Source organism: Alteromonas sp. S167 (assembly GCF_036864375.1).
Lineage (GTDB): Bacteria > Pseudomonadota > Gammaproteobacteria > Enterobacterales > Alteromonadaceae > Alteromonas.
Window position 1 is genome coordinate 115687 of the sequence record NZ_JAZETR010000007.1, and the last position, 11484, is coordinate 127170.

Sequence of the window (11484 nt, forward strand, 5' to 3'; positions counted from 1 at the left end):
AAATTGTTAGGCGATATATACTGACTTAGTTGCCGTTTAGGATCCGGCTTTTTTCTCTTGTGCACGTTTCCTGAGCTGTAGGGTTTGAATATGTAAACTGGCTCTAACCAATAGCTCCTGATCTTGTTCGCGAATTGTATTAAAAATAAAAGCAATATGATATCGGTCTTCTACCGGCTCGCAGCTAATCACTTCACCAAAACAAAAAATGGCAGCAGCTTCTGCATCCAAAAAAAGCTTCAATTCGGCATTAGTTCCAGTTTCAAGGGCCGACGGCGCATCTATGATTACACCGCCACCACCAAATTTAACGGTTTTAAAGCGGTATTCTGGTTCGTCTTGTTGGTGAAGAACGAAAGACATCATTAAGTCGATTTTACGTGATTGATGATTTAAATAATCAGCAAGTGATTCAGCATGATCGCTTAAATTGCGAAGAGGGCGGATAGCTTGTGCTTCAATGGCTGCCATTTCACTGGCAATGCGAAATGCATAGGGCATTGCATCTTCGATGTTTTCAATATCTGGCACGGCTTCATCTGCTTCCAGTACACGCATATTCGCATTAATGCTGTGCGTTATTGAGAAGTATTCATCGAATTGGGCTTGTTTGTCGTTTAGACTTTGATTGCTCACCGTTTACCTCTGCCACTTATTCTTGTACAGCCAGTAGCTTACACGTACTATAGCCACTTTACTATTTCAGGTTGAAACCCCCACAGCATTTTATATCGTATTGTACTGTTGTGCAGGCAAAGCACTAATAAGGTTTCATATAAACAAGGCGTTATGTTTTCTTCTTCATCTTACTCACTGTCAGCATTTATCGCTTATCGCTATGCGAAGTCGAATAAAGCCAGTCAAACCAGCTTTGTAGCATTTATCAATCGATTTTCGGTAGCGGGAATCGCTTTAGGACTTATGGCATTAATTATAGTCGTTTCGGTGATGAATGGGCTGGAAGGTCAATTGAAGCAACGTATTCTAGGCGTTGTGCCACACATTGAAACAGAAGCAATTGATGCTAGTCATATCGATGCTGTACAGGCAATCGATGGCGTTATCACCACTATGATGTATAGAGAGGCAGAGGCTGTAGTGCAAAGTCGCTCTGATCTTCGTGGTGTTCAAATACACGGCGTTTCACCCGAGGTAATGGTAAAGCACACCTTGGTAGCTGAGAACCTTGAACAAGGAAGGTTTAGTGATTTAGCTAGTGGTAGCTATTTTGCCATTATTGGGCGTTCGCTGGCCATACAACTTGATGCACGAGTAGGCGATAAGCTACGCGTAATGGTGACAGGTGCCAGCGTATATACCCCCTTTGGCCGCATGCCTAGCCAACGACTGGTTACCGTGGCCGGCATATTTGATATGGGGTCGCAGGTAGACGATAAAGTGATATATATGCACCTTGATGACGTCAACAGACTACTGCGCGATCCAAAAGGAAGCGGTGTGTCTACGCGACTTTTTCTCGATGATGCGTTTAATTACCAGGCGGTTGTGACTGCGCTAAAAAGTAAGGTGAATGTAGACGATAGCGCTATCAAAACATGGCGTGAGCGACAAGGGCCGCTTTTTGATGCGGTTAAAATGGAAAAGAACATGATGATGTTAATGCTGCTGCTAATTATTGCTGTAGCGGCATTTAACATTGTGTCAGCACTGGTTATGGTGGTTTCAGAGAAAAAGGGCGACATTGCGGTACTACAAACACAAGGCATGTTGCCAAATACCATTATGTGGGTGTTCATATTAAATGGCCTATTTAATGGTGTTAAAGGTGCCGGGGTAGGTTTATTGCTAGGCGTATTTACTACACTGGTGATAAATGACGTACTAGCGATTTTGGGTGTACCCATTGCGCTGGCCGCTGACGGCAGCGGGCTACCCATTGAAATGCAGGCCACTCAAATAATCGGCATAACCTTACTGTCGCTTTTGCTATGTGTATTAGCTAGCGTATACCCAGCACGCAAAGCCATGAAAATTCAACCATCTCAAGCGCTACAGAATGAATAATTCATTGAATTAGCCGTGCAAAATGCGTTGAAATTCACTATACTCGCGGTCTTTTAAAGTTTGCCCAGTGAGACGTCATGAATAAGAATTTTATCACCTCGCAATCGCTGTTACAGGACTCCTTTCGCCTAGCGTCAAAGGTGTATGAAGATGGCTTCCGTCCAGATTTTATTATCGGTATTTGGCGTGGTGGTGCACCTATAGGTATCGCAGTACAAGAATTCTTTGAGTTCAAAAATACATCGACCGACCACATTGCCGTTCGTACTTCATCGTATTACGGCATCAACAAACAGTCTAAAGAGATACGCGTTCACGGTTTGCACTACCTTGTAGAAAATGCAAACGCAGGCGACAAGCTCCTAATTGTAGACGACGTGTTTGATTCTGGACGAAGTGTTGAAGCGCTTATTAAGCAAATTAACAAGCTTATGCGTCTTAACATGCCAACAGATATTCGCATTGCGTGCCCTTGGTATAAGCCGCAGAACAACACGACTGATATCGTGCCAGACTACTACGTTAACGAAAGTGACGAGTGGCTAGTGTTCCCTCATGAAATTGCAGGTTTGTCTGAAGAAGAGATTCGTGAAGGCAAAGGTGAGCTTTCTGATGTTATGGACATACTATTTCAAAAATAGTGTTCAAATTATCAATTAAGCTTTCTTGAGCTAATGTACCTCAAATAAAAAACCGCACATATGTGCGGTTTTTTATTGTCTTTTTTATAGTGCTCTTTACTACTTTTCGACAAAGAACCTTATTTTTGAAGATAGAACTTGTCGTGAAACGTATATACCCAAGACGGCTTATAAATAACTAAAATGGTAATAGCCATACCGTTTAAAAGGGCCTCGGGGAAAACCAGTAGTGGAGTGAGCAAAATATAGTTATCAAAGACGGTATCCCATGAATATACGCCTTCAACTACGAAATACCCACCTAACGCTAATGTTTTAAACGCGATAGATAGCGCTGCGGGAAAGAAGGCACACACAAAGATGTACACAAATAGCTGCCTCGGAATACGGTGAAATGACAGCATGTAAAACAGATAAGTAATAACAATAGGAAGCACGTTTCCTAACAGTCCGTTTATACCTGTATTTACCCAGCTACCATACCCAATAAGGTTTGCACCAATAAGCGCTAAAAATGATGATAAAACGGCATAGCGGAACCCGAGCATTAACGTAAGCACTGTAAGGCCGAGGAAATGTACATCAAGGCCTTCAAATATGCCCGCTTTCAATAACCACAATACAAATAGCGAGGCAGCGGTACCAAATACAAGGTGCTGTTGATGGCGGTCTTTTACAAACTGTGTGATGTCTACTTTCTTAAACGACATTACCACAATGGTGCCGTATAGAAGCAGTCCTATTAGTTGAAGCGTACTCACAGCGTCAATTCTCTACAGGTGCTAACAAGCGTTACACTCAACTTGATATTTAGGCCGCCATGCATCAATGTTATTCCTTGTACACAGCCCAAATAGGCGCATGGTCTGAAGGTTTTTCAATACCTCGCAACTCGTAATCTATTCCCGCTTCAGTTAATGAAGTGTGCAGAGGCTTGGTAGCTAGGATTAAATCAATTCTAAGACCACGGTTATCGACGAACCCTTTCGAGCGATAGTCAAACCACGAGAATCTATCGTTAGTGTCAGGGTAAAGTGAACGGAAGCTGTCTTCAAAGCCCCAGTTCATCACCGTGTTAAGCCACTCTCTCTCTTCTGGTAAGAAGCTGCATTTACCCGTTTTTAACCAGCGTTTTCGGTTGTCTTCACCAATGCCGATATCAAGGTCAGTATGCGAGACATTAACGTCGCCCATCACGATGACGTTGTCATCTGGCGTGTGGTTATCGTCAAGGTAGCACATGAGGTCTTTATAGAATTTGCGCTTGGCTGGGTATTTTGTTTCATGCTTTTCATTTTCACCTTGAGGAAAGTACCCATTTAAAATGGTGACTTCTTCGCCGGCATCATTTGTTGTTTCAAGCATAATCATTCGACGCTGTGCGTCTTCCTCGTCACTAGGAAAACCCATAGTCACTGACAAAGGCTCCTTTTTGGTTAGAAACGCCACGCCATAGTGACTCTTCTGACCGTGAAAATAAACGTGATACCCCATTTCCTTTACAGCGTCGACTGGGAATTGTTCGTTGTGTACTTTAATTTCTTGAAGTCCGATAACGTCAGGGCTGTGAGCGTCAATAAGCGCTTGTAATTGGTGAAGTCGTGCTCTTATACCGTTTATGTTAAATGAGATTACTTTCATGTTTGTTCTTTGCTGATTTTTTAATACGACAAGTCTATCAGAATGTGTGTTTGCTCTTAATGCCCAAGTGCGATTTTAGAGCATTTAAACAGGCGATTTGATTAAGACTTTTTTATGGTGAGGTGTGGCTCGTTTGAAGAATGCACAAAGCTGGCGCGCTTTGAGTAACGGCCAGACGATTTGCTTCTTTTAATATTGCTCTTAACATGATTCAACAGGAGTAACTTGTTCACCTAAGCAAATAAGAAACGCAAACCAACGGTTTGCGTTTTCTAGCATGTTTGAATGAATGTTGTCTTCTTCAGCTGCAAAAGAAGGCAGTAGCGAGTCAACCTGCTGTTTAAATTCAACCCATGCTCGCGCGCATTCTGTCATTGCACTGTAATAGTTAACGGGAAGTTCGCTTGTACTTTTCAGCCTTCGAAGTAATACACTGGCGCCCATTGAAGAACCAAGCCAAACGTACATAGCCGAAAGCGCAACAGATGGTGTGTTTTCTACATTACTAAATTCTTGATTGAAAACACTATGTAATTCTTTGTTGCCTGCACCTGCATGAAATTCAGCTTCCAAATGTTTTATATCAGCTTCAAGTGCAGCAACTACGCTTGTTTGGTTTAGCAACTGAGCAAGAGACACAATATCACTGTGCGTATTTAACACTTCAATAACTACACCTACCTGTTTATGAAAGTGGAGCATGACATTAAGAATATCCAGATAAACCGCTTTGTCTGGTGCGCTATTCGTTTGGTAGAGCGAAAAAGGGTAGGTGTTCTCAAGGGCTACATGTTGAGAATGCGTACCTTGTTTTAGTGCTGTGAAAACAGATTGCATGGTGTCGCTCACTTAAATTCGAATTCTTATTAAACAACTAGGTTGTATTTGTAAGTAGGTACGCAGAATATTGCTAAGCGTTTATTTATCATATGAAAATCTATCAAGAATAGGAATCGCTTTATTTTGTGCTTTGTATGATTGATGCCCCATGTTTGTTGCGTCCTTGTTTGTTGCACATCAGCTTGGTAAGGGTATACTTGCGGCAAAATTTCTATAAGCGAGAAAATTGTGTTTCCAGAAACAGTTGCAGAGACGTTAAGCGATGCGGTAATTGAACAGGCGATGAAGCTGAGTGCCGAAGAGCGCCAAGAACTAGTAGTTAGCTATGTAAACAAAGCAAAGGCAATTTGGCTAGTTCAAGGCGAAGAAGGGTTTGTGATGTTCGAAGATGGGGACAATGTGCAGCTGCCCGTATTTCCTCACAAAGACTTAGCAAGTAACTTTGTGGCAACCAACGGCATTACAGGTCAAGCGGTAAGCATAGAGTTACAAGAGTTCACAGCAACGTGGCTTCCTGGCTTGCAAAAAAACGGTGTTGAGTTGGTAATGTTTCCAACGCAAAGCGATGTTGAAAACCTTGTAATGACTGCGGAAGACTTAGCTGCGGAACTTGTGGCTGTATAACAAGCTGCTTATATTAAAAGCAAAGACGTGGATACTGAAACGTGTACATTGAAAACAGCGAAGATGACAGTTTGCCGCCGATAGCCCTTAAGTTGGCCTCGGCAAAGGGGTGGGACACGTTCACACGCGTATTGATGTTAGCAGGCAAGGCTTTACCCGCTTTGCCTGAACAACAACGCACACATGACAACAGCGTCGAGGGTTGTGAAAGTCCAGTATGGCTGTGTGTAACTGACGGTGAAATTATGGCTTATTCACCCAGTAAAATCATCAGAGGTGTGCTGGCTGTTTTACTTGAGCGTGCAAATTCCCTAACTGCAGAGCAGCGCAGCAGCTTTGACTTTGCTGCATACCTAGAACAGTGCCAACTATCACGTTATCTCAGTCAGTCTAGAGGCAACGGTATTACGGCTGTTATCAACGCGCTTAGAAGACAATAGCACGTTTTAGTGCTGTCTAATGTGATTCATCATTTTTATCATTACGCAGCGTTTCAAGGTTCGCGTTTTTAGCCTCAATCCACTGCGACATATATTTGCTTGCGGTTAACGATTGATGCCAAACGAGGCTTTGCAAAAATAGTCCATCTCGGTGCGTCTGAATGTTGTTACTGAGGTGCACAAAACTGTCTACCAACGTTTGTTGGAGCTTTGATGCAGCATAGTTGCTAAGCAAAGGTATAGTTTTTCTGCTTGCCTGTTGCCAATCATCTTTTTCATTATATAACGACACCGCACATTTCACGTAGTCGCTAACTGCATCATTGATTGCAACAACTTTTGCGCTACCTTCCTTGCTATCTTGCTGTTCTGTATACACCGCCGGACATACTGCACCAGGCCAGTTCGTAATATCTTCATCAAAAAGAATACCCTCTGTACCGAGCCAAGTTGTAATGCTAGGCGTCGCGCAGCGTGCTGCATCTAATAATTTACCTTTTATGCCTGCACCAAATCGGATGGGGGTAATTAATACGCGAGCCTGCTTTATGACATCTTCAGCGCTTTCGGCCCAACCTTTTACTAGAAAACCTTGTTGTTTGTTATGCAGCTGTGTGGCTTTTTTGGGCGGGTAGGCTCCGTAAATATGAAGTTCAGCCTGTGGAATCTGTTTACGGATCGCAGGCCAAATAGTTTGCTTTAACTGAAGTACCGCATCCCAGTTCGGCGCATGTCGAAAGTTTCCAATGTGCACAAAGTGTGCTCTTTCTTCAAAGGTAGGAGCATCTTCTATTATTTTTCCTACTTCAAGTGGGTGGTAGCGAAGCTGTGAAGCGGGGATACCGTAATACGTTGTTAGCAAGTTGAGTTCGCGCCTTGAAATTACTAGCGTTATGTCGCTGCGAAGAATTGAGGCTATTTCGCGCTGCGCCAGTTCACTATTTAGGTTTGCTTTTGCAGCATCACAGTGTGTTTTAACAGCGTCTAACCTCGCTTGTCGTAGGCTATGCAAATCCTCAGTATTTAGCACTCGTAGTGCATTAGGGCATGCCTCTTTTACTCGCCATGAAAACTGCTCTTCAGTCATGTAACGGTCGAAAATCACCACGTCAGGTGCCATCGATGCAATCACATTGTCGAAACTGCTGCTGTTCAATTCAATAGTGTGATTATCGATGCCCAATTCATCTAAATCAGCCTTGTGATCACTGTCTGTGGCAGCGGTAAGAAAAGATATGCAGTGCCCCGCGTCTTTACATTGTTTAATGATCGACAGCATATTCTGACCGGCAGCAGATGAATTTGGTTCAGGCCAAACATAGCCAATAATGACAATTTTGAGAGTAGTTAGTGAAGGCATTGAATTAAACGTTGTTTAAGTTGGAAGCTGGTAACGATTACGTATTATCGTACTGTTGCACGTGTTACTTGAACATTACGCCATAATACCATCTTTACAAACTAATTGGGTGAACATACACGGTCAGCGGGGTATACTGTTACGTATGCAAAAGAAAACGTAATATGCAACAGAAGGTCATTGGGCTGTTTCAGCGCTTCACCCTCTGCTTTCATGTAGGTTTTGTCGTAGTATTGCCTAGTTTTGTCTTTGTTAAGTTCAACTTATGCGCTATAGCGAGTGTTGAAAAAGTGCATCGTGAACACTACCGGTAACTCAAGTCAACTCAATTCAATTCTGCGAATTGTTATTTTATTTGATAACTTTGCATCGAACATACTATTTCTGGTTAAGCTAATACCTTATAACGTTGTTGTACGATGAATAATGTTCCTATTCCTTTTATAAGAAAGATTAGAAGAACAAACATCATACTTTTTTACTAGTTATCGGTCATTGACCTAATGGGTAAATAAGCCTATACCTTTATAGGGCAGCGAGGGTAAATGGAGGTACCTAGCACCAAAACTATTGTTGCGTTGGAGAGCGTGCACAGATGAATTTAGACGAGCTAGTTGCAAAAGCAGAAGACCTTTTTGTTTTACCCGATTCGGTAACACGTTTAAAGGCATGCATGGATGACGAGGCCTCAAGCATTGACGATATCGGTGATGTTATAGCTTTCGACCCTTCGCTGGCTACACAGCTCTTGCGGGTTGCCAACTCGGCCTTATACCGATTTCCAAACAAAATCGACACTATTACCAAAGCCATCCAAGTCGTGGGTACCCGCTCTACCTACGACCTCGCTCTTGCCTATGGTGTAAGCCAAGCGTTTAGCGATGTTGACGGTCAAAACATAGATCTAGACAAGTTCTGGGAACAAAGTGTTTCTTGTGGCTTATTGGCAAAATACTTTGCCGACATGCGTAATATCCGCGAGCCTGAGCGTTTTTTTGTGGCGGGGCTTCTTCACAACATTGGCGAACTGGTGGTGGTAACTACAATGCCTGAGTCGGCGCAACGCTGCCAGGCATTTAATGCGCGTGTAACGCCAGCGGAATTACAATTTGGTGTTCTGGGATACACTTATACTAGCTTGTCAGCAAGACTTATCGATAAATGGGGAATTCCGGAATCCATTGTGTCACCCATTACCTCGATTCATGATACAGAAAATACATCGCTCAGCGTTGAGCAACGCATATTGCAGCTATCCTATGTGTTGGCTTTGGACAATGTGAATCCTGAAATTTACCCAAGCTACCATAACCTCAAGCCTGAATTACATAACTCATTATCATTAGCAAAAGAAGATCTCGAAGATGCTCTTGATGTTACTAATCTTCAGTGTATCTCTGTGATATCTTTATTTAACCCTAACGCATTCATGCTTTATTAGGGCTTATTCTCAAATAAGCCCTTCTTGGTAGGCCAATGCTCTAGAGTCAATGACGCACTCACAAATAGGTTATTGGACACGTACTTAGTCGAAAACAGCAACAGTTTGTCGGCTTATCGCAATGACTTCATTATCCTTATCCCAAATAGTCGCTTCAGTGTGTCCGTAGCCATCGGCGGCTTGTCGCGTATGCGCTTTATATGCAAACCAGTCTGTGGGGCTTACAGGTTTGTGTGGGTGAATAAACTCTAGGTTCCAGCTTACCGTGCTCGCTGGGGCCGGCAGTTTCATCATCTGCAACAGCGTTGGGGGCCACGCATCTATCATTGTAATAATGTGGGCATCAGTAATTTCAGCTGGTGGCTGTTTAAAACGCATGAAGCCGTGGTAATGGCTGGTTTTTTTACGCGTAAAAGGAATGCCACCAGCGTCGATGGCTAGGTCGAAGTAACGCAAAAATTTAGGCGTAACTTTTGGAATTTGGGGAATAAACTTGGCTTTAACTGGCTGCGCCATGTCGTGCACTTCATCGTTTTCAACCAATATAGATGACTTGCGCGCATTGCCAAAACAGGCCTGAGAAAATACGCAGCTTTTGCCGTCTTGAATAGCATGAGCAGTGAATTGCGACACATTTTTACCAGTGCGCAATAGCGTAACTTCAATTGAGAAGGGGGTCTCTAAGTTAAGCGGGCCAACAAAGTTGGTCGTGAACGAGCGCAATACTCTTTCGTCATGTACCTGCTGCTTCACTGCACAATACAGCATACCTGCCGAAATACCACCAAAGGCAGTTCGTCCTTGCCCCCATGTTTTCGGTATAACAAGTCCGTCGACCTTCCACGTGTTGTCAGAAGTCTGGGTTAAAGCGGGAATATTTAACAGTTCGTCTACCGTCATAATTGCCTGTCTGGTCTGATGAGTTGATGAATCGACATCCTACCTCAAGCGCTGGGCAACAGAAAGACTCTGTTAGAAATTTTCGTTATGTTAACAAATAAGTAACATTTAGTTGTGCATTTTTTCTGCTGATGCGTAGACTGGGAAATCTTTACCAAAAAGGACAGTTATGGCACAAACTCACGTTGAAAGTATTCCTGTTAGTGAAGCCGGCGCATCTAGAAGCTATCGTAACTACGTGTTGTTCATTCTCACATTAGTGTACGCCTTTAATTTTATAGATAGACAAATTATAGGGATCTTGTCTCCATTTATTAAAGCTGATTTAGAGCTTGATGACGCGCAGCTAGGTTGGTTAAAAGGCATTTACTTTGCACTGCTATACACCGTTATGGGTATTCCAATTGCCTGGCTTGCAGACCGCTACAGTCGAGTAAACATCATTGCCATTTCACTCACGCTATGGAGCGGTTTTACCGCGGCATCCGGTTTAGCGGCAAACTATATGCAGCTAGCCATTGCGCGAATAGGTGTAGGAATAGGTGAAGCAGGTGGCAGTCCACCTTCACACAGTATTATTTCCGATTTATTTCCTAAAGAAAAACGGGCTGGTGCGCTTGCTATCTATTCATTGGGCATTCCGTTTGGCGTAATGCTGGCGTTTTTCGCCTCTGCTTTTTTCCTACAAGGCGGGTCGGCTGACTGGCGCACAGTAATGTACAGTGTGGGTATTCCGGGTATTTTGCTTGCTGTATTGCTAAAACTTACAGTGAAAGAGCCCAAGCGAACGGCTACATCAGCGGTCGACGAGGCGCAAGTCGCTAAACCTAGCGTAAAGTCATCACTTAAAACCTTGCTCAAAATTCCCACATGGTGGGGAATGGCTTTGGGTATTTCATTTGGTTCGTTTGGCAACTACGCTATTTCAACATGGATCATTGACTACTATGTGCGCGCCTTTGCTGGGCTCGATATTACACAGTTACTTATTGTATTTGGTATTATTAACGGCACCGCATATGCCCTTGGCGTGTGGTTGGGTGGTTATATTGCTGACAGATGGGGAAAAACCAATAAAAAGGCGTACGCGCTGTTACCTGCAATAGCACTCATTATTGGTGTGCCAGCCTTTTATGTTTCACTGCAAGTTCAAGATCTCTGGCTTTCAGTTGGTTTAATGGCGCTACTACTATTTACCAGCGGCTCTTACCTTGGACCAAGTTTCGCAATGGCGCAAACGTTAGCACCATTAAATGTCCGCGCTATGTCTACAGCATTGTTCTTTTTTGTGCTTAACATCATTGCTTTAGGCGGCGGCCCAACATTGACGGGGATCATAAGCCAGGCGCTTGTGCCTTCTCTTGGAGAGACAGAAGCACTTCGTCAATCGTTGCTCTACCTTGTTGTACCTTATGCTTTGTCTATTGCCGTATTTTTGTGGACCAGTACAAAAATAGTGAAAGACTGGGAAATGGCAGAGGCAAGAGGCTTGTAGTAACATGACCATAGTCTGTCAGCCGATTTACAAAGAGGAGCATTCGCTCCTTTCTTTTTAATTTTCCGAGGTTTTTT

General features: G+C 43.3%; 12 protein-coding genes. 6 read left to right on the forward strand and 6 right to left on the reverse strand.

The features are described from left to right. Nucleotides 1–36: 36 nt before the first annotated feature. The gene (locus V7R35_RS12140; RefSeq protein ID WP_334015123.1) at nt 37–636 is read right to left on the reverse strand and encodes a PilZ domain-containing protein; all 600 of its coding nucleotides are present in this window, start codon (nt 634–636) and stop codon (nt 37–39) included. A gap of 153 nt (nt 637–789) precedes the next feature. Here V7R35_RS12140 and V7R35_RS12145 point away from each other — a divergent pair, with 153 nt between their 5' ends. Both V7R35_RS12145 and V7R35_RS12150 read left to right on the forward strand, forming a co-directional pair. Further along, nucleotides 790–2025: a lipoprotein-releasing ABC transporter permease subunit gene (locus V7R35_RS12145; protein ID WP_334015124.1), complete on the forward strand. Its 1236-nt coding sequence runs from the start codon at nt 790–792 to the stop codon at nt 2023–2025. A 77-nt stretch (nt 2026–2102) separates the two neighbouring features. Beyond that, entirely contained in the window at nt 2103–2666 is a 564-nt protein-coding gene (locus V7R35_RS12150; RefSeq protein WP_334015125.1) for a phosphoribosyltransferase, read from the forward strand. Between the two features lie 119 nt (nt 2667–2785). On the opposite strand, the gene V7R35_RS12155 is transcribed toward V7R35_RS12150, so the two are convergent. The 3 genes from V7R35_RS12155 to V7R35_RS12165 form a co-directional block, all read right to left on the reverse strand. Further along, complete coding sequence (locus V7R35_RS12155; protein ID WP_334015126.1) at nt 2786–3427, reverse strand: energy-coupling factor ABC transporter permease; 642 nt, start codon at nt 3425–3427, stop codon at nt 2786–2788. Between the two features lie 70 nt (nt 3428–3497). After that, complete coding sequence (gene xthA, locus V7R35_RS12160) at nt 3498–4307, reverse strand: exodeoxyribonuclease III (protein ID WP_334015127.1); 810 nt, start codon at nt 4305–4307, stop codon at nt 3498–3500. A 201-nt stretch (nt 4308–4508) separates the two neighbouring features. Then, on the reverse strand, nt 4509–5144 hold the full coding sequence (locus tag V7R35_RS12165; protein WP_334015128.1) for a biliverdin-producing heme oxygenase: 636 nt from the start codon (nt 5142–5144) through the stop codon (nt 4509–4511). A 231-nt stretch (nt 5145–5375) separates the two neighbouring features. On the opposite strand from V7R35_RS12165, the gene V7R35_RS12170 reads away from it, so the two are divergent. Continuing rightward, nucleotides 5376–5771, forward strand: coding sequence for a DUF2750 domain-containing protein (locus V7R35_RS12170; RefSeq protein ID WP_334015129.1), 396 nt, complete (start codon nt 5376–5378; stop codon nt 5769–5771). A gap of 41 nt (nt 5772–5812) precedes the next feature. Continuing rightward, on the forward strand, nt 5813–6211 hold the full coding sequence (locus V7R35_RS12175) for a SufE family protein (protein WP_334015130.1): 399 nt from the start codon (nt 5813–5815) through the stop codon (nt 6209–6211). A gap of 16 nt (nt 6212–6227) precedes the next feature. Here the strand turns inward: V7R35_RS12175 and V7R35_RS12180 are convergent, their stop codons facing one another. Next, the gene (locus tag V7R35_RS12180; RefSeq protein WP_334015131.1) at nt 6228–7571 is read right to left on the reverse strand and encodes a glycosyltransferase; all 1344 of its coding nucleotides are present in this window, start codon (nt 7569–7571) and stop codon (nt 6228–6230) included. Nucleotides 7572–8166: 595 nt separating this feature from the next. Here V7R35_RS12180 and V7R35_RS12185 point away from each other — a divergent pair. Further along, a complete protein-coding gene (locus tag V7R35_RS12185; RefSeq protein WP_334015132.1) occupies nt 8167–9012 on the forward strand; it encodes an HDOD domain-containing protein in 846 nt (281 codons plus the stop codon). An 84-nt stretch (nt 9013–9096) separates the two neighbouring features. Here the strand turns inward: V7R35_RS12185 and V7R35_RS12190 are convergent, their stop codons facing one another. Further along, a complete protein-coding gene (locus V7R35_RS12190) occupies nt 9097–9912 on the reverse strand; it encodes an acyl-CoA thioesterase (protein WP_334015133.1) in 816 nt (271 codons plus the stop codon). 169 nt (nt 9913–10081) lie between these two features. Between V7R35_RS12190 and V7R35_RS12195 the strand changes: the two genes are divergently transcribed. Next, on the forward strand, nt 10082–11407 hold the full coding sequence (locus V7R35_RS12195) for a spinster family MFS transporter (RefSeq protein WP_334015134.1): 1326 nt from the start codon (nt 10082–10084) through the stop codon (nt 11405–11407). Nucleotides 11408–11484 lie beyond the last annotated feature (77 nt).

Excerpts from the sequence above, each read along its gene's own strand:
- V7R35_RS12145 (WP_334015124.1), top strand. The coding sequence starts at position 790 with ATGTTTTCTTCTTCATCTTACTCACTGTCAGCATTTATCGCTTATCGC.
- V7R35_RS12150 (WP_334015125.1), top strand. The coding sequence starts at position 2,103 with ATGAATAAGAATTTTATCACCTCGCAATCGCTGTTACAGGACTCCTTT.
- xthA (WP_334015127.1), bottom strand. The coding sequence starts at position 4,307 with ATGAAAGTAATCTCATTTAACATAAACGGTATAAGAGCACGACTTCAC.
- V7R35_RS12165 (WP_334015128.1), bottom strand. The coding sequence starts at position 5,144 with ATGCAATCTGTTTTCACAGCACTAAAACAAGGTACGCATTCTCAACAT.
- V7R35_RS12180 (WP_334015131.1), bottom strand. The coding sequence starts at position 7,571 with ATGCCTTCACTAACTACTCTCAAAATTGTCATTATTGGCTATGTTTGG.
- V7R35_RS12185 (WP_334015132.1), top strand. The coding sequence starts at position 8,167 with ATGAATTTAGACGAGCTAGTTGCAAAAGCAGAAGACCTTTTTGTTTTA.
- V7R35_RS12190 (WP_334015133.1), bottom strand. The coding sequence starts at position 9,912 with ATGACGGTAGACGAACTGTTAAATATTCCCGCTTTAACCCAGACTTCT.
- V7R35_RS12195 (WP_334015134.1), top strand. The coding sequence starts at position 10,082 with ATGGCACAAACTCACGTTGAAAGTATTCCTGTTAGTGAAGCCGGCGCA.